At 74.2% G+C, this 15,521-nt stretch carries 17 protein-coding genes; 6 read left to right on the forward strand and 11 right to left on the reverse strand.

All coding sequences use genetic code 11. The features are described 5' to 3' along the window. Positions 1-271 precede the first annotated feature (271 nt). Positions 272-1,639 (forward strand): HNH endonuclease signature motif containing protein, encoded by a 1,368-nt coding sequence (locus ACYU8I_RS08725; RefSeq protein ID WP_460839624.1) that lies wholly within the window; start codon positions 272-274, stop codon positions 1,637-1,639. A gap of 14 nt (positions 1,640-1,653) precedes the next feature. Here ACYU8I_RS08725 and ACYU8I_RS08730 read toward each other — a convergent pair whose 3' ends face one another. Beyond that, positions 1,654-2,181 carry a DinB family protein gene (locus ACYU8I_RS08730; RefSeq protein WP_460839625.1) on the reverse strand — a complete coding sequence of 176 codons (528 nt, stop codon included), beginning with the start codon at positions 2,179-2,181 and terminating at the stop codon, positions 1,654-1,656. Positions 2,182-2,213: 32 nt separating this feature from the next. Further along, complete coding sequence (locus ACYU8I_RS08735; RefSeq protein WP_460839627.1) at positions 2,214-3,020, reverse strand: SDR family NAD(P)-dependent oxidoreductase; 807 nt, start codon at positions 3,018-3,020, stop codon at positions 2,214-2,216. A gap of 56 nt (positions 3,021-3,076) precedes the next feature. Here ACYU8I_RS08735 and ACYU8I_RS08740 point away from each other — a divergent pair, with 56 nt between their 5' ends. After that, the gene (locus tag ACYU8I_RS08740; protein ID WP_460839631.1) at positions 3,077-4,051 is read left to right on the forward strand and encodes an SDR family NAD(P)-dependent oxidoreductase; all 975 of its coding nucleotides are present in this window, start codon (positions 3,077-3,079) and stop codon (positions 4,049-4,051) included. Between the two features lie 144 nt (positions 4,052-4,195). Here the strand turns inward: ACYU8I_RS08740 and ACYU8I_RS08745 are convergent, their stop codons facing one another. Beyond that, a complete protein-coding gene (locus tag ACYU8I_RS08745; protein ID WP_460839632.1) occupies positions 4,196-4,744 on the reverse strand; it encodes a pyridoxamine 5'-phosphate oxidase family protein in 549 nt (182 codons plus the stop codon). A 100-nt stretch (positions 4,745-4,844) separates the two neighbouring features. On the opposite strand from ACYU8I_RS08745, the gene ACYU8I_RS08750 reads away from it, so the two are divergent. Then, positions 4,845-5,549, forward strand: a complete 705-nt coding sequence (locus ACYU8I_RS08750; RefSeq protein WP_460839634.1) for a hypothetical protein — start codon at positions 4,845-4,847, stop codon at positions 5,547-5,549. Between the two features lie 54 nt (positions 5,550-5,603). Here ACYU8I_RS08750 and ACYU8I_RS08755 read toward each other — a convergent pair whose 3' ends face one another. Continuing rightward, positions 5,604-6,047: an SRPBCC family protein gene (locus ACYU8I_RS08755; RefSeq protein WP_460839636.1), complete on the reverse strand. Its 444-nt coding sequence runs from the start codon at positions 6,045-6,047 to the stop codon at positions 5,604-5,606. Next, a complete protein-coding gene (locus ACYU8I_RS08760) occupies positions 6,044-7,225 on the reverse strand; it encodes an alcohol dehydrogenase catalytic domain-containing protein (protein ID WP_460839638.1) in 1,182 nt (393 codons plus the stop codon). Before ACYU8I_RS08760 ends, ACYU8I_RS08755 begins: the two co-directional genes overlap by 4 nt. Before the next feature lie 417 nt (positions 7,226-7,642). On the opposite strand from ACYU8I_RS08760, the gene ACYU8I_RS08765 reads away from it, so the two are divergent. Continuing rightward, entirely contained in the window at positions 7,643-8,422 is a 780-nt protein-coding gene (locus ACYU8I_RS08765) for a sigma-70 family RNA polymerase sigma factor (protein ID WP_460839639.1), read from the forward strand. A gap of 69 nt (positions 8,423-8,491) precedes the next feature. Here ACYU8I_RS08765 and ACYU8I_RS08770 read toward each other — a convergent pair whose 3' ends face one another. From ACYU8I_RS08770 to ACYU8I_RS08790, 5 genes are all read right to left on the reverse strand, one after another. Next, positions 8,492-9,322 (reverse strand): SDR family oxidoreductase, encoded by an 831-nt coding sequence (locus tag ACYU8I_RS08770; protein WP_460839642.1) that lies wholly within the window; start codon positions 9,320-9,322, stop codon positions 8,492-8,494. 159 nt (positions 9,323-9,481) lie between these two features. Next, a complete protein-coding gene (locus ACYU8I_RS08775; protein ID WP_460839645.1) occupies positions 9,482-10,213 on the reverse strand; it encodes a GAF and ANTAR domain-containing protein in 732 nt (243 codons plus the stop codon). A gap of 169 nt (positions 10,214-10,382) precedes the next feature. After that, positions 10,383-11,582, reverse strand: a complete 1,200-nt coding sequence (locus tag ACYU8I_RS08780; RefSeq protein WP_460839647.1) for an NAD(P)/FAD-dependent oxidoreductase — start codon at positions 11,580-11,582, stop codon at positions 10,383-10,385. 72 nt (positions 11,583-11,654) lie between these two features. Next, positions 11,655-12,089, reverse strand: coding sequence for an SRPBCC family protein (locus tag ACYU8I_RS08785; protein WP_460839649.1), 435 nt, complete (start codon positions 12,087-12,089; stop codon positions 11,655-11,657). A gap of 116 nt (positions 12,090-12,205) precedes the next feature. Then, positions 12,206-13,477, reverse strand: a complete 1,272-nt coding sequence (locus ACYU8I_RS08790; protein WP_460839651.1) for a glucose-1-phosphate adenylyltransferase family protein — start codon at positions 13,475-13,477, stop codon at positions 12,206-12,208. Between the two features lie 127 nt (positions 13,478-13,604). Between ACYU8I_RS08790 and ACYU8I_RS08795 the strand changes: the two genes are divergently transcribed. Together ACYU8I_RS08795 and ACYU8I_RS08800 are read left to right on the forward strand one after the other, a co-directional pair. After that, a complete protein-coding gene (locus ACYU8I_RS08795) occupies positions 13,605-14,582 on the forward strand; it encodes an iron-containing redox enzyme family protein (protein WP_460839653.1) in 978 nt (325 codons plus the stop codon). After that, a complete protein-coding gene (locus ACYU8I_RS08800) occupies positions 14,579-14,827 on the forward strand; it encodes a CDGSH iron-sulfur domain-containing protein (RefSeq protein WP_460839656.1) in 249 nt (82 codons plus the stop codon). The genes ACYU8I_RS08795 and ACYU8I_RS08800 overlap by 4 nt, the downstream gene beginning before the upstream one ends. Here the strand turns inward: ACYU8I_RS08800 and ACYU8I_RS08805 are convergent. Continuing rightward, positions 14,805-15,446 (reverse strand): methyltransferase, encoded by a 642-nt coding sequence (locus ACYU8I_RS08805; protein WP_460839658.1) that lies wholly within the window; start codon positions 15,444-15,446, stop codon positions 14,805-14,807. The two genes, ACYU8I_RS08800 and ACYU8I_RS08805, sit on opposite strands and share 23 nt — an antisense overlap. Positions 15,447-15,521 lie beyond the last annotated feature (75 nt).

The raw sequence follows: 15,521 nt of genomic DNA on the forward strand, positions 1-15,521 counted from the left end.
ACGCTGGGGTCAGTCTCGAGGTGGGTCACACCACCAGCCGTCGACCCGACCCCACACGATCCCGGGGCCGATGCCAAGACTCACAGTCTCGAGGCTCGTCGCCCAGGGGCTCCTCGCACCTCGACCACCCAGGACACTCGCTGGTCGAGGTGCGACGAGCGCCAGCGAGGAGCCGCGAGACCCCCGCACCCGACCGCCCACCTCTCACGACCGCCGCTCACATGTCGTCGTACACCTGTTCGAATGCGTCAGCGCCGTCGTAGGATGGGGCATGGCCCGCACCACCGACGACACCCCCACCACGCTGGGGTCCGTCGACCCGTCTGACGTGCCGCGTCACCCTGTCGCTGACTTCACCCGCCGCCTACGGCACCGCCTCGACCAGCTCGCCGCACCGTCCGCCCGACCGGTGTGGGCGATGCGGGCCGAGGAGCTGCGCGAGACCCTGCTCGACCTCGCCACCGCGCAGGCGCAGCTCGACGCCCTGCGTCTGACGGTGATGGCCGAGGCCGAGCGCAACGGTTCGATCCTCGACCCCGGCGACAAGACGACCGCCGACTGGTACGCCCGCCACACCCGCACCCGCCGCAACCTCGCCCGCGCCGACCTCCGCCTCGCCCAGGCGACAGATGATGCGATGCCTCACCTCGCCACCGGCATGGCCTCCGGACGGGTGTCGCTCGACCAGGCCCGCACGATCAAGCGGTCGCTGGACCTGCTGCCGGTCTCCGGTGAGTTCGCGGTCGACGGCGACCAGCGCGAGGCCGCGGAGGCCCACCTCGTCGACCTCGCACGGCACCACGACGCCGCCGACCTCGACCACCTCGGCCGACGCCTCTACACCGTCGTGTGTCCTGAGGCCGCGGATGCCTACGAAGGCCGGCTCCTCGAGGCCGAGGAAGCCAGAGCGGCGCGCAAGACCACCCTCGAGACCTGGACCGACCACCAAGGCCTCACCCACGGCCGCTTCCGCATCCCGAAGCTCCACGGCGCCATGCTGACGAAGGCCCTCGGCGCCATCATGTCCCCGCTTCGAGACACTGCGCTCTCGCCGGTCGAGCCTGTCGGGACCACCGCGACCGACACCGACCCGCACGACACCGACCCGCGCGACACCCGGCCCGTCACCGTCCGTCGTGGCGAGGCGTTCTGCGAGCTCCTCGAACGCCTCTCCGCCCGCGACCTGCCCGCCACCGCCGGAGGCGACGCCACCATCGTCGTCACCATCCGCCACGACGACCTCACGGCAGCGCTCGACGCCGCCGGCGTCGCGACCCTCGACACCGGCCACCGCATCTCCGCAGCCCAGGCCCGACGCCTCGCCTGCCACCACAAGCTCCTGCCCGCCGTCCTCGACGGTGGCTCCCACGTCCTCGACCTCGGCCGCAGCCGACGCCTCCACACCAAGGCCCAACGACTCGCTATGAGCATCACCCAGGGCGGCTGCACCGCCGAGCACTGCGACGTCCCCGCCGCGAAGTGCCACGCCCACCACGACACCCCCTGGTCACAAGGCGGCACCACCGACACCGAGACCGGCCGACTGCTCTGCGGCCCCCACCACCGCCGCGTCCACGACCCGGCGTTCCACCACACCCGGCTCCCCGACGGCACCCTCCGCTTCCACCGACGGCCCTAGGACGACGACCGCCCTCAGCCCATGCTGCGGCGTCCGTCGATGGTCTCGCGGATGATGTCGGCGTGCCCGGCGTGCTGGGCGATCTCCCCCACCAGCCCGAGGAAGACCCGGCGGGCGCTACGGGTCGCTCCTGGTTCGAACCACGGCGCGGTCGGGAGCGGCCAGGCGCGGTCGAGGTCGACGCTGCCCACGAGCGCGTCGGTGCGGGCTCCGGCCTCCCGCGCCGCCGCGACCACCTCGTCGAGGGTGAGGTCTTCGCCCATGGTGAAGCTGTCGGCCTGGGCCCTCACGCCGGGCGGTGGGTCCGACCAGTCGACCGTCTCCCAGTCGACGTCGTCGTCGGGCCCGGGGCCCTGCTCCACGAAGTCGCACCACTTCTGCTCGGTGAACGCGACGTGGCGCAGGACGCCGCCCAGGCACAACGAGCTCGCCGTGGGACGGGCCCGTGCCTGGTCGTCGGCGAGACCGTCGACGGTCCCGATCAGCAGGTCACGCTGGAAGCGCAGCGACTCCAGCAGGTCGGCGCGCTCGGTCTCGCTCATGCGCCCTGCCTACCCCGCCCGCGAGGGGGCGTCTACCCCTCGCTGCGCCCGCGTCGCGAGGCGAGGCGGAACGCCGGACCGACGAGCCGGTCCCACACCAGCGGAGCGGCGCGGAAGGCGGCGAGCAGCGCGTAGTTGCTGTACGCCGTCTGCGCCTCCGCGCGGCCGTGGTCGGCGCGCTCGACGACCACCTGGGCCGCCCGTTCGGGGCTGATCGTCGGGGGCGGCGGCGAGTTGACGGTGCCGGCGTCGTCGAGGGCCTTGCCGTAGATCTCGGTGTCGACGCTGCCGGGCGCGACGTGGGCGACCCGGATCCGCGGGACGTCGAGGTTCTCGATGCGCAGCTGCCGGGCCAGGGCCCGCACGCCCCACTTGCTGACGACGTACGGCGTCATGTCGGGCACCGCGATCTGGCCGAGCAGCGAGCCCACCAGCACGAGCGAGCCCTCCTGCTGGCGCCGCATCACCGGCACGACGTGCCGCGCGACGTTGGCGGCGCCCAGCAGGTTGGTGCGGACGACGGAGTCGAAGTCCTCCGCCGAGACCTCCTCGGTGCGGCCGTAGGTCACGACGCCCGCGCAGTGCAGCACCGCGTCGAGCCGACCGAAGTGCTCCACGACGGCGGTGACGGCCTCGCTGACCTGCTCGTCGTCGCCGACGTCGGCGGGTGCGACGAGGACCTCCACGGCACCGACCTCCAGGCACTCGTCGGCGACCTCGTCGAGCACCTCCTCGCGCCGTGCGAGCAAGGCGACCTTGTCGCCCCGCTGGGCCACGAGGAGGGCCGCCGCCTTGCCGATGCCGCTCGACGCTCCCGTTACCAGGACGACCTCGCTCATCGCCGACCTCCCCGGGGAGTCGTGACGGCGTCGGGGCCGTCCGTAGTGTGGCGGGGGTGACGTCTCCGCAACGACCGCCCCGCACCGTCGTCGTCATCGGCGGCACCTCGGGAATCGGCCTGGCCACCGCCCGACTGGCCAGCGAGCGCGGCGACCGCGTCGTCGTGGTCTCGCGCAGCGAGACCCGCGTGCGCGAGGTCGCCGCCGGTCTGCCCGGCGAGGCGATCGGTGTCGCGGCCGACGTGCTCGACGAGCCCAGCGTGGCGGCGGCCCTCGAGGCCGCGCGAGCGGCGTACGGCCGCGTCGACGCCGTGGTCACGAGCGCCCAGGTGATGACCTACGGCACCCTCGAGGAGGTGCCCGTGGAGGTCCTCGACCGCGTGGTCGACACCGCGGTGCTGGGCCTGGCCCACGTCGCCCGCGCCACGCTGCCGGTCTTCCGCGCCCAGGGCGGCGGGACCCTCGTGGTCGTCAGCTCGCTGCTGGCGCAGTCGGCCGTGCCCCGCATGGGCTCCTACTCGGCCGCCAAGTGGGGCCAGCTCGCGCTCGTGCGCTCGATGCAGACCGAGCTGCGCGCCGACCGCACGCTGCACGTCTGCGCCGTGCTCCCCGGCGCCATCGACACCCCGATCTACGAGCAGGCCGCGTCGTACGCCGGTCGCGCCGGACACGCGCCGCCACCGGTGATCGCCCCCGAGCGCGTCGCCGAGGCGTGCCTGCGCATGCTCGACCGACCGCGTCGGATGGTGCACGCCGGGCCGGCCAACCGGCTGACCGTGATGGGCTTCCGGCACCTGCCGTGGCTCTACGACCGGCTGGCGCCGTACCTCGTCACGAAGGTCGCGCTGCGCGGGGCGGCGCACGAGCCCGGCGAGGGCAACGTCTTCGCCCCGGTGCCGGAGCTCGAGGCCGAGCGGGGCGGTTGGACGCCGTGGGGCACCCGGAGGCACCGGAGCCGGCGCGACCGTCGTCGCTACGCCCGTCGGCACGAGGGGCCAGGAGGACCGGGCCGCCAGGCCGACGGGACCTAGCAGCTGGGACAGGGGCAGGGGTCGCACAGCGCGCCTCTCGCTCGGAGACGGCGGCGGAGCGTCGATCGGGTGCTCCGCCGCGTCTGGGGCCACGGGTGGGAGCGGGGCAGTGCCCACGCTAGACCGGTGGTGGTGGGAGACCGCTCAGTCGAGGCGGACCGTGGCGTTCTCGGACGGGAACTTGTCGGGGTCGCCGCTGACGGCGGCGCGCAGGCCGCCGACGACCTTCTTGACCCGCGAGGTCGACGCGTCCCAGTACTCAGCGGTGTCGACCTGCACGCGCAGCAGGGCCACCCCCGGGGTGTCGAGGCCGTCGGGGAACCACACCTCGAGCGGCTTCGACCACAGCTCCTCGATGCGCTCGCGGTCGTGGACGAGCTCGGCGCGGCCGGCCAGCGAGGTCCACGAGCTGTGGTCGTCGTCGGAGAACGCGACGTTGACCTCGGGGTGCTGACGCACCTGCGCGACCTTGTCCGAGCCGTCGTCGACGAAGAACCACAGGTCGCCGTCGAACTCCACGTCCTGCAGCGCCATCGGCCGGCTGACGTGCCGCCCGTCGGCCGTCATCGTCGTGAGCATCCCGATCCGCGCGCGGTCGACCAGTCGGGCGACGGTCGCGACCGCCTCGTCGTTGCTCGGCCGATCGGTGCGCTCGTCAGCGGTCTGCTGGTCGGTGTGCTGCTGGTCGGTCATGCGGTCCTCCGAGCGGGTCGCGGCAGGTACGTCGAGCGGGTCACTCCCGGTCGGTACCCGGGCCGCGTCGGCGCACCCCCGGCTGGGTACGACGGTGCCCATGGGGACCAAGAAGCAGCGCAAGAAGCTCGAACGGCTCGTCCAGGCCGCGCAGGACGCCGTGGACCAGGCCGAGAAGGCCGCGAAGAAGGCCCGTGACCAGCGCAAGCGCGCCGAGAAGGCCGCGATCGACGCGGCGCGCCAGGCCGCGGCCGACGTGGCGAGCACCGTCGCCCGCACGGTCACGCGCGGCGACAAGCGCACGCAGCCGTCCTCGACGGTCGGCCGGGTCGCCGACGGCGTCGTCGACACCGTGACCACCACGGTCGCCGACACCGCCCAGGAGGTCGCTGCGGTCGTCGGCCCCGAGGCGTCCCGCGGCACGAGTGCCCCGAGACCCGCCGGGAAGACCGGGAAGACGGGGAAGACCGGGAAGACCGGGAAGACGAAGGCCAGCGCCGCGAAGGCGTCCGGGAAGACGTCGCAGAAGGCCACCTCGAAGCCAGCGAAGACTCCCGCGAAGCGGACCTCCGCCACGCAGGCGTCGGCCACGAAGACGCCCGCCACGAAGTCGAGCGCGAGCCCGGCGAAGGCGACGCCCGCCCCGGCCTCCACCGGTGGGGCGGCCACCCGTGGCGCCGACCTGTCCGCCACCGACCTGCGGTCGTCGACCAAGGCCCAGCTGCTCGACCTGGCGCGCTCGGCCGGCGTGCAGGGGCGCAGCTCGATGACCAAGGACCAGCTGGTCGCCGCCCTCTCCCGCTGACACCCGACGTGCCGCTGCCCCCGGGACGCACGTCCCGGGGGCAGCGCGGCGTCGTCAGTCGGTACGCCGCTCGCACAGGTAGGCGAGCCGGCGCAGCGTCTCGGTGTTGCGCCACGCCAGCACGGGGGTGCGCACCGGCTTCGGCACCAGCCGTCCGGGGCCGGCGGAGGCGTCCTCGACCAGGGTGACCTCGGTGCTGGTGCCCGAGGGCGTGGGGGCGAGACGCAGCTCGACGACGGCCTCGCCGAGCGGCCAGCCGCGGGCCCGGAGCCGGATCGAGCGACCCGGCTCGACGGCCAGCACCTCGGTGCGGTCGTCGAGCAGCATCGGCCAGCCGCCGACCGAGTGGTGCAGGGTGGCGCCGACCTCGGGCCAGCGGCCCTCGGCGCGTCGGGCGCGGGAGGCCCCGACGACCCACGTCGGGTAGAGCCAGGGGTCGGCCAGGACGTCCCACACGGTGTCCGGCGGGCTGGCGACGACCCGGGTGTTGGTGCTCACGGCTCGAAGACCACCTTGACCATGCCGTCGGCCTTCTGCTGGAAGTCGGCGTAGGCCTGCGGGGCCTGGTCGAGGCGCATCCGGTGGGTGGTGAGCTCCTCGGTGCCGAGCGGGTCGGCGTCGTCGAGCACGAGCGGCATGATGTCGGAGGACCACCGCCTGACGTTGGCCTGGCCCATCCGTACCTGCACCTGCTTGTCGAACAGCGTCAGCATCGGAACAGGGTCGCTCTGGCCGCCGTAGACCCCGGAGATCGAGATGGTGCCGCCACGGCGCACGGCGTCGATCGCGGTGCGCAGCGCGCTCATCCGGTCGAGCCCGACGACCTGCATCATCGACGCGGCGGCCTTCTTGGGCAGCAGGTTGACCAGGCGGTGGCCGGCCCGCCCGACGGGCGAGCCGTGGGCCTCCATCCCGACGGCGTCGACGACCGCGTCGGCACCGCGCCCGGCGGTGCGGGCGCGCACCTCCTCGCCGACGTCGTCGACCTGGGCGAGGTCGATGACCTCGGCGCCGGAGGCGGTGCCGGAGGAGAGCCGCGAAGCGACCCGGTCGACAGCGATGACCCGCACGCCGCGGTGCGCGGCGATGCGGGTCGCCATCTGGCCGATCGGGCCGAGGCCGAGCACGAGCAGCGTGCCGCCGTCGGGGACGTCGGCGTACTCCACCGCCTGCCACGCCGTGGGCAGCACGTCGGAGAGGAACAGGAACCGGTCGTCGGGCGGGCCCTCGGGCACCTTCATCGCCATGTAGGAGGCGTGGGGGACGCGGAGGTACTCCGCCTGGGCGCCGGGGACGGCGCCGTACAGGCTGGAGTAGCCGAACAGCGCCGCGCCCATCCCCTGGGAACGCACCTGGGTGGTCTCGCACTGCGTCTGCAGTCCGCGCTCGCACATCCAGCAGCCGCCGCAGCAGATCTGGAACGGCAGCACCACCCGGTCGCCGGGCGTCAGGCCGGAGACGCCCGGCCCGACCTCCTCGACCACGCCCATGGGCTCGTGACCGAGCACGTCCCCCGGCGTCATGAACGGCCCCAGCACGCCGTAGAGGTGCAGGTCGGAGCCGCACAGGCCGGTGCTGGTGATCCGGACGACGGCGTCGCCCGGCTCCTGCACCACAGGGTCGGGCACCTCCTCGACCGCCACCCGTCCGATGCCCTGCCACGTGACCGCTCGCATGCTGCTCCTCGTCGTCGAGATGGCCCCCCGGTCAGGGCCGGCTGCCGCGATACCCGGCCGCGCGGCGCCGCAATCCCGGACGCGCGCGACCGAGAGTGGTGTCAGGAGCGCCCTGCGGGGTAGACATGAGGTACGTGGCCTCTCGTGCCACCTTGCGAGCGGTCCAGGGCAGGGCCGCGGTCGCGCGCTTGAGCAGCAGGCGCATCCAACGGGCGCCTCCAACCCACGGGCGCCCACTCATCTTGCTCCGTCGACCCGATCCGGGCGCGACGTGGCTTCGGCTTTCTCGTGGTGATCCGATTGCCCAGCCAGACCACTGTCCCCTCCCCTACCCACTCCTCCCCTACCCACCTCCGGCAGCGCGACCCGTCGTTGCCGCGCCCCCGTGGGCCCGTGCCCGACAGCTCCCTCGAGGACATGTTGAGCGGACCCACCTCACCCGCCATCCGTGACGAGCAGTCGGCGCGCCTCGTGGAGCGGCTCGCCGCTGCGCAGGAACCCGACGAGGACCGTCGTCTGCGCGACCTCCTCGTCGTCGTCAACATGCCGGTGGCCGCCGCGCTGGCGACCCGTTACCGGCGACGTGGCGAACCGCTCGAGGACCTCGAGCAGGTCGCCTATCTCGCGCTCGTCCGAGCCGCCCGGCGCTTCAAGCCGGAGGTCGGGGCCACCTTCGTCGGCTTCTGCGTGCCGACCATCCTCGGCGAGGTCAAGCGGCACTTCCGCGACCGCGGCTGGATGGTGCGGCCGCCGCGCCGCGTCCAAGAGCTGCAGCTGCGCGTCTTCCGTGCCCGCAACGAGCTCTCCGCCGAGCTCGGCCGCTCCCCCAGCGTGGAGGAGCTCGCCGAGCGCACCGAGGTGGGCACCGGCGACGTCGCCGAGGTGCTGGCCGTCGGCAGCTGCTACTCGCCGACCCCGCTCGACCGCCCGGTCGGCGACGACAGCGACTCCCTGCCGCTCGCCGAGCTGCTGCCGCACGAGGACGAGGACCGTGGTGCCGCGGAGGCACGGGTCATGCTCGCTCCCCTGGTACGCCGCCTCGCCGAGCGAGACCGACGGGTGCTCCGGCTGCGCTTCTTCGACGGGCTCACGCAGAGCGAGATCGCCCGCGACATCGGCGTGACGCAGATGCAGGTGTCGCGCGTGCTCTCGCGGATCTTCGCGGAGCTCCGCGACGGCATCGGCCAGACCGCCTGACGACCCGTCCCGGCCCGACGTACGGCGCCTCCCCACGGTCGTGGGGAGGCGCCGTGCGTCGTCCACGGGTCAGAGCACCGGCTTGCCGCCGGTGACGGCGACGCGGGCACCGCTGACGTAGCTGCCCTCGTCGCTGGCGAGCAGCACGTAGACCGGTGCCAGCTCGGCGGGCTCGCCCGCCCGCCCCAGCGGCGTGTTCTGCCCGAACGACTCCACCGCGTCCTCCGGCAGCGTCGCCGGGATCAACGGCGTCCACACCGGTCCGGGGGCGACGCTGTTGACCCGGATGCCGCGTGGTCCCAGCAGCTGGGCGAGCGACGCGCACAGGTTGGCGATCGCGGCCTTGGTCGCGGCGTACGGCGCCAGCGTCGGGTTGGGCATGTCGGAGTTGACCGACGAGCTCCCGATGATCGAGCCACCCTCCCCCATGTGGGGCAGCGCGTCCTTGACGAGGAAGAACAGCGACGAGACGTTGGTGCGCCAGGTGAAGTCCCACTCCTCGTCGGGGATCTCCTCGAACGTCTCGTGGCTCATCTGGAACGCGGCGTTGACCACCAGCACGTCGAGCCGCCCGAGCTGGTCGATCGTCGTCGCCACGAGCTCGCGGCAGTGCTCGCGCTCAGAGAGGTCGCCGCTGACGAGCACGGCCGTGCGGCCCGCTTCACGCACCAGCCGCGCGGTGTCCTCGGCGTCCTCGTGCTCGGAGAGGTAGCTGATGACGACGTCGGCGCCCTCCCGGGCGTAGGCGATCGCGACCGCGCGGCCGATGCCGCTGTCGGCGCCGGTGACCAGGGCGGTGCGACCCTCCAGCCGGCCGTGGCCGACGTAGCTGTCCTCGCCGCAGTCCGGGCGCGGGGTCATGCGGTGCTGGTCGCCGGGTGGCTGCATCTGGTCGGCCATGGCGGGGCTCCTCGGGGTTCGGGGTCGGGAGGCCTCCTTACCCGCTGTCGCAGGCGACACGCGGGGCATGGTCGGGCCCGCGCCGGGCGAGCCGGTCCCCCCGGGCGCACGCGGTCCCGTGCCGTCCGGTCTCGGCCGTCCGGTCTCGGCCCGCCCGCGCTAGGACGTGCCCGGGGAGTCGGCCCGCTCACGGTTGGCGTGCTCGACCATCTCGGTGGCGATGTCGCGGAGCTTGCGGTTGGTGTGCGAGGACGCCCGGGTGAGGAAGGCGAACGCGGCGTCCTCGTCGACGCGGTAGCGGGCCATGACCAGGCCGATGGCGACCCCGATGACGCGCCGCGACTCCAGCGCGTGGTTCAGGTCGGCGACGGCACGTGCACCACCGAGCGCCAGGGCGGCGTGCGTCGCGAAGAGCTCGGCCATGGCGACCTGGGAGTCGTCGACGTCGTCGGTGATGGTGGAGTAGAAGTTCAGGCTGCCGACCGTGCCGACCTCGTCGAGGTGCAGGCGCACGGCGAGCTGGGAGCGCAGGCCGGTGCGGCGGACGGCCAGCGGCACGTAGCGCGGCCACCGCTGGTCGTGACGGATGCGCGGCGCCGACACGAGGGGCACGTCGCGGGTGCAGTCGAAGCACGGGCCCTCGGCGAGCTCGTGCTGCAGGGCGTCGAGCTCGCGCACGAGCTCGCTGGTCGCCGCCACGGTGCGGACCTCGCCGCGGCGTGCGAGCAGCCAGATGCCGACGTGGTCGAAGCTCGGCAGGGTCGTGCGGGCCGCCCCGACGACGGCATCCAGGGTGTGCTGGAGGTCGCGGCGCCCAGCCATGGAGCGGGCCAGCTCAGCCAGGACGGCGGCGGGCTCGGCGCTCGCCTCGGGCGGGTGGTGTTGCGACATGGCGTTGCGGCTCCGATCGGCGGCTGCCGTCGAACCCCGGGCGCACACCCCGAGGGCACCTGTCGTCAGGTGCGGCCGTGATCTCGACCGAGGCCCATCGTGACACGTTCGGCTCGTCGTGCCCGACGACGGGCCTCGTGCCCGGGCCCGTCGAGGCCGCCCCCGAGGGCTAGGGGCGGATCCGCCCGACCAGCTCCTGGGCGTCGGCGGGGCGCTCGGAGCCGACGAGCGCGGTGGCCTCGTCGACGCCGCCGTCGCAGTCCCAGAGCAGCACGCCGCGCACCGTGTCGTCGTCGAGGTAGTAGACGACGAGCGACCCGTCACCGACGTGGTCCCCGACCGTCTCGAGCCGCGCGTCCAGGTCGCCGACCGCCTCGTACCAGTGATCGAAGAGGTCGGAGTAGAACATCGGCGTGTGGTCGTAGGCCTCGTCGGAGCCGGCCATGACCCGCCCGGCCACCGCGCCCGACGACTCGGCGTGGTCGACGTGCTCGACACGGCGACGGCCCAGCCGCTGGTCGGGGTAGGTCGCCACGTCCCCGGCCGCGAGCACGTGCGGCACCGACGTGCGCAGGTGGTCGTCGACGACGACGCTGCCGTCCTCGGCCCGCTCCACCGCGTCGGGCAGGAAGTCGGTCGCCGGCTCGATGCCGAGCCCGAGCACCACCACGTCGGCCTCGAGGGTGCTGCCGTCGTCGAGCACGACCTCGACGACGCCGCCGTCCGGCCCCTCCTCGACGCGCTCCACCTCGCGGCCACCACGCACCGTGACACCGGCGTCGGTGAACAGGCCCTCGACGGTGGCGGCGTGGTCGGCCGGGAACATGTGCCCGCCGAGGACGTCGCCCGGGTGCACCAGCGTGACCTCGCACTCCTGGCCGACCAGGGCGACGGCGAGCTCCGTGCCGATGTAGCCGCCTCCCACGACGACGGCCCGCACGCCGGGCCGCACCTGGGCGCGCAGGCGCTCGTAGTCGGCAGCGGTGCGGTAGTAGACCACCCGGTCGGACGGACGGGCGCCGTCGAGCTGGCGGGCGTGCCCACCGGTGGCCACGAGCAGCTCGTCGTACGACACCTCGGAGCCGTCGTCGCAGGTCACGGTCCGTGCGTCGGTGTCGACCGCCGTGACGCGGCGGCCGAGCAGCAGCGTGGCGCCCGTCGATCCCGCGGTGTCGAGGTCCTGACCCTCCAGCGTGGCCTCGTCGTCCTTCCACAGGTCCTTCGACAGCGGCGGCCGCGCCACGGGAGCCGTCGGCTCCTCGCTCACGATGCCGATGCTGCCCTCGCCGTCGCGCTCCCGGATGGCGGTCGCGGCTGCGTGGGCGGTCATGCCGCCGCCGACGACGAGGTAGGTGAAGTGCTGGGTCACGGGGGTGCCTCCTGCTGGACGGGGTGCTGCCGGGGTGCTGGACGGGGTGGTGGTGGGGGGTGCGGGCGTGGGTCAGAGCCGCTCGAGGCGCTCCTGCAGCGAGGCCGCGACCTTGTCGCCCAGGACCTTCAGCGCGGGCGGGAGCAGCGGCGCGGTGAGCGCGGCCGCGCCGTGGGGCTCGAACTCGGCGTGGTAGGTCACGGCCGTGCCGCCCTCGGGCGTCTCGGCGAAGGTGATGGTGTCGCGCAGCTGCACCGACCCGGCGTCGCCGGTCAGCACGAAGCGACGGTGCGGCTCGTGCTCGACGACCTCGTAGTCGACCTCGGTCTCGTGGCCGAGGAAGGCCGAGGTGTTGTGGTAGGTCGTGCCGACGCCACCGTCGCCCGAGGTGCGCTCGGTGCGCACGGTGGGCGGGTCCCACTCCTCGGTGCTGCGGAAGTCGCTCAGATAGTCCCACACCCGCTCGACGGGCTTCTGGACGGTGACGGTGCGCTCGACGCTGGCCATGGCGGGCCTCCCGGGGGTACGGCGTTCAGGCCCTCGCCGAGCGCGCTTCTCGGCCCGCGAGGTGGTCGTCCGCTGGGTACCCCCGCCCCTCGGGCGCGAACGGGTCCGGAGGCGCCTCAGGCCGTGGCGCCCGGTGGCACCCGGGCGCCGGGACCCACCTCGCCGTCGACCCGGGCGTCGCGTCCCACCAGGGCCACGGCGTCGGGGTCGGAGACGTCGGTGCCCGGCCCGCCGACCCGGCCGGTGGGCCCGACCTCGGCCCCGGCGTCGACGACCGCGCGCACCACCCGGGCACCACCTCGCAGGACCACCCCCTCCGACAGCACGCTCTCGACGACCTCGGCGCCCGCCCCGACCACCGCGTCCGGACCGACCACGCTGCGCACCACCCGGCCGGCCACCTGCGAGCCCGGGCTCAGCAGGCTCTGCGCCACCTCCGCGCCGGGGCCGACGTACGCCGGCAGCCGCTCGGGCTGCTGCGTGCGGATGGGCCACGTGGGGTCGAACAGGCCGGGCTCCTCGGTGAGCAGCTCGAGGTGGGCGTTGAGGTAGTGGTGCGGCTGGCCGAGGTCGCGCCAGTAGCCGTCGAGACGGTGCACGTGGGTGTGGCCGCGCTCCACCAGGCGCGGCACCAGCAGGTCGCCGAAGTCGCCGAGGCCCGAGTCGCCCGCCTCGCGATCCGCGTCGGCCCCGGACACCTCGCGGTGCAGCGTCTCGAGCACCTCGACCAGGACCTCGGCGCGGTAGGCGAAGACCTCGGTGGCCACGACGGTGCCGGTCGGCTCCTCCGGCTTGTAGGACACGGCGTGGACCCTCCCGTCGGCGTCGTGCTCGACGACGGCGTGGTCGGAGGGGTCCTCGCCCGTGATCCCGGCGAGGTCGGTCACCACCATCGTCAGCTCGGCGCCGCTCGCCTCGTGGGTCGCGAGCAGGTCGCGGTGGTCGAGCCGGTAGACGTGGTCGGCGCTGGTGACGATCACGGTGGTGGCCCCGCTGCGCCGCAGGTCGTCGCGCAGCCGGAAGAGCTCGTCGGCGTTGCCGTGGGCGAAGCCGTCCTCGTCGAGCGAGCCGCTGCCCTGGCGCGGCACCAGCAGGCGCAGCCCGCCGCGGGTGCGGTCGAGGTCCCAGGGCCGGCCGTTGCGCACCTGCTCCTCGAGCGACTCGGCCTGGTACTGCACCGAGAGCCAGACGTCGTCGACCCCGGAGTTGACCAGGTTGGACAGCGCGAAGTCGAGCAGCTGGTAGGAACCCGCGAACGGCAGCGCCGGCTTGGCACGCTCCGCGGTCAGCACGTCCATGCGCCCGCCCGCACCCCCCGCCTGGACGATCGCGACCACCTTGTCGTGGTGGTGCGGGCGCTCGGACGGGGTGCGCTCGTGGGCTGCCATGACGCCACTGTGGCACGCCCGCTGACCCGTGTCGGGGGGTGCGCATGCGGCCGGTCGGACGGGGAATCGGCCGGTACATGGACAGCCCTGTCGACTCCCCCCTCCGCCGCCCGCGAGGCGCCGCCTGATGCGCCTGCCCGAGGCCCGCGGCGCCCTGACGTCGCGGCTGCGCGAGGTGCTGCGCACCGACCCGGACGCCACCGCTCCCCCGCCGCACGAGGGAGCCCACGAGGCTCCCGACGCCGACCTGGCCCTGTGGGTGCTGCACGAGCTGCACTACCGCGGCTTCGACGACGTCGACGACGCCTGGGAGTGGCACCCGGCGCTCGCGCCGCTGCGACACCGGCTCGAGTCGGGCCTGGAGGCCCGGCTCCGAGCGCGCTGGCCCGGGCCGGCGGCGTACGAGCACCTGGGCGTCGCCGATGCGCTCCAGGCGATGATCGACGACCACGACGGCCCCTCGATGGCCCGGCACGTGCAGCGGCACGCGAGCCGCGCGCAGGTGGAGTCGCTGCTGCGGCAGCGCTCGCTCTACCACCTCAAGGAGGCCGACCCGACGAGCTGGGCCGTCGCCCGCCTGGAGGCGGGCCCCAAGGCCGCGCTGCTGCAGGTGCAGTACGACGAGTACGGCGCCGGCGACCCCGAGCGGCTGCACCACGCCATGTTCGCGCGCGGTCTCGCCGACTCCGGGATCGACGCGACGTACGGCGCCCACGTCGACGAGGCCCGCCCCGAGGTGCTGGAGCAGAACGACGCCCTCAGCCTGTTCGGGCTGCGCCGGTCGCTGCGAGGCGCGGCGCTGGGCCACCTCGCCGTCTTCGAGGCGACCAGCTCGCTGCCGTCGCGCCAGATGGCGCAGGGACTGCGGCGGCTGGGGTTCGCGGAGTCGATGGCCGCCTACTACGACGAGCACGTGGAGGCCGACGCGGTGCACGAGCAGCTGGTGCTGCACGACGTCTGCGAGCGTCTGGTCGCCGAGGAGCCCGCCCTGCGCGACGACGTGCTGCTCGGGGGGTGGAGCTGCCTCGACCTCGAGACCCGGACCGCGGGCGCCCTGCTCGCCGACTGGTCGGACCTCGAGCCCGACGAGGCGGTGGCGTCGTGAGCGAGCGGCCCACCGTCGTCCGCGTCTGCCCCGACGGGCCGGTCCTGGTGGCCGGCGACGCGGTGGTCGAGGACGCCGACGGCACCCGGCACCGCACCACCCGCCCGGTCTCCGCCGTCTGCCGCTGCGGCGCCAGCGCCCGGGCCCCCTGGTGCGACGGCACCCACAAGCTGCTGAAGCGCCGCGAGGGCCCCCGCCCACCTGACGGGCCCGAGGGCCCGGCTAGGGGTGGAGCAGGCGGGTGACGACGCCACCCTCGCCGTCGCGGACGGCGGCGAGGGTCCAGCCGAGGTCCTCGGCCCAGTCGCCGACGAGGCCGGCCTGCTCGCGCGAGCCGAGCTGGAGCAGCAGGCTCCCACCCGCGGCGAGGTGGCCGTGGGCGGTGGCGACGCAGTCGCGGGCCAGCCCGAGGCCGTCGTCGCCGCCGTCGATGGCGAGCACGGGGTCCTCGGGGAAGGTCCCGACCTCGGCCCGGGTCACCCAGGGCGGGTCGGCGATCACCAGGGCGAAGACGTCGTCGTCCCCCAGCGCGTCCTGCAGGCGACGGTGCCGCACCTCGACGCGGTCCGCGAGGCCGTTGGCGCGCGCGTTCTGCGTCGTGCGTCGCACCGCCTCGTCGTCGACGTCGACGCACACCAGGTCACGACCACTGAGCGCCGCCGCCGCGAGACCGATGTGCCCGGCGCCGGAGCACAGCTCGAGCACGGGTCCCCCCGGCGCTCCGTCGAGGAGCTCGGCCGCCCAGCGCGACTGCAGCTCGGTCCAGGGGCGGGGACGGAGCACCCGGGGATCCCACGCGATGCTGAGCCCGGCGAACTCGATCACCTGCTCGTCGACACCCCCGGCGACCCGGTCCGTCGTCACGCGTCGCTGCCCGTCCGGTCGTGGGTGCCCTCGGGGCCGGTCTGACCGGTGTCCATGCCGGCCTCCTTCGCGTCA

Source organism: Nocardioides marmoraquaticus, from assembly GCF_054777915.1.

Excerpts from the sequence above, each read along its gene's own strand:
- ACYU8I_RS08765 (WP_460839639.1), top strand. The coding sequence starts at position 7,643 with ATGTTGAGCGGACCCACCTCACCCGCCATCCGTGACGAGCAGTCGGCG.
- ACYU8I_RS08785 (WP_460839649.1), bottom strand. The coding sequence starts at position 12,089 with ATGGCCAGCGTCGAGCGCACCGTCACCGTCCAGAAGCCCGTCGAGCGG.
- ACYU8I_RS08795 (WP_460839653.1), top strand. The coding sequence starts at position 13,605 with ATGCGCCTGCCCGAGGCCCGCGGCGCCCTGACGTCGCGGCTGCGCGAG.
- ACYU8I_RS08725 (WP_460839624.1), top strand. The coding sequence starts at position 272 with ATGGCCCGCACCACCGACGACACCCCCACCACGCTGGGGTCCGTCGAC.
- ACYU8I_RS08790 (WP_460839651.1), bottom strand. The coding sequence starts at position 13,477 with ATGGCAGCCCACGAGCGCACCCCGTCCGAGCGCCCGCACCACCACGAC.
- ACYU8I_RS08745 (WP_460839632.1), bottom strand. The coding sequence starts at position 4,744 with ATGACCGACCAGCAGCACACCGACCAGCAGACCGCTGACGAGCGCACC.
- ACYU8I_RS08770 (WP_460839642.1), bottom strand. The coding sequence starts at position 9,322 with ATGGCCGACCAGATGCAGCCACCCGGCGACCAGCACCGCATGACCCCG.
- ACYU8I_RS08775 (WP_460839645.1), bottom strand. The coding sequence starts at position 10,213 with ATGTCGCAACACCACCCGCCCGAGGCGAGCGCCGAGCCCGCCGCCGTC.
- ACYU8I_RS08760 (WP_460839638.1), bottom strand. The coding sequence starts at position 7,225 with ATGCGAGCGGTCACGTGGCAGGGCATCGGACGGGTGGCGGTCGAGGAG.
- ACYU8I_RS08750 (WP_460839634.1), top strand. The coding sequence starts at position 4,845 with ATGGGGACCAAGAAGCAGCGCAAGAAGCTCGAACGGCTCGTCCAGGCC.
- ACYU8I_RS08730 (WP_460839625.1), bottom strand. The coding sequence starts at position 2,181 with ATGAGCGAGACCGAGCGCGCCGACCTGCTGGAGTCGCTGCGCTTCCAG.
- ACYU8I_RS08735 (WP_460839627.1), bottom strand. The coding sequence starts at position 3,020 with ATGAGCGAGGTCGTCCTGGTAACGGGAGCGTCGAGCGGCATCGGCAAG.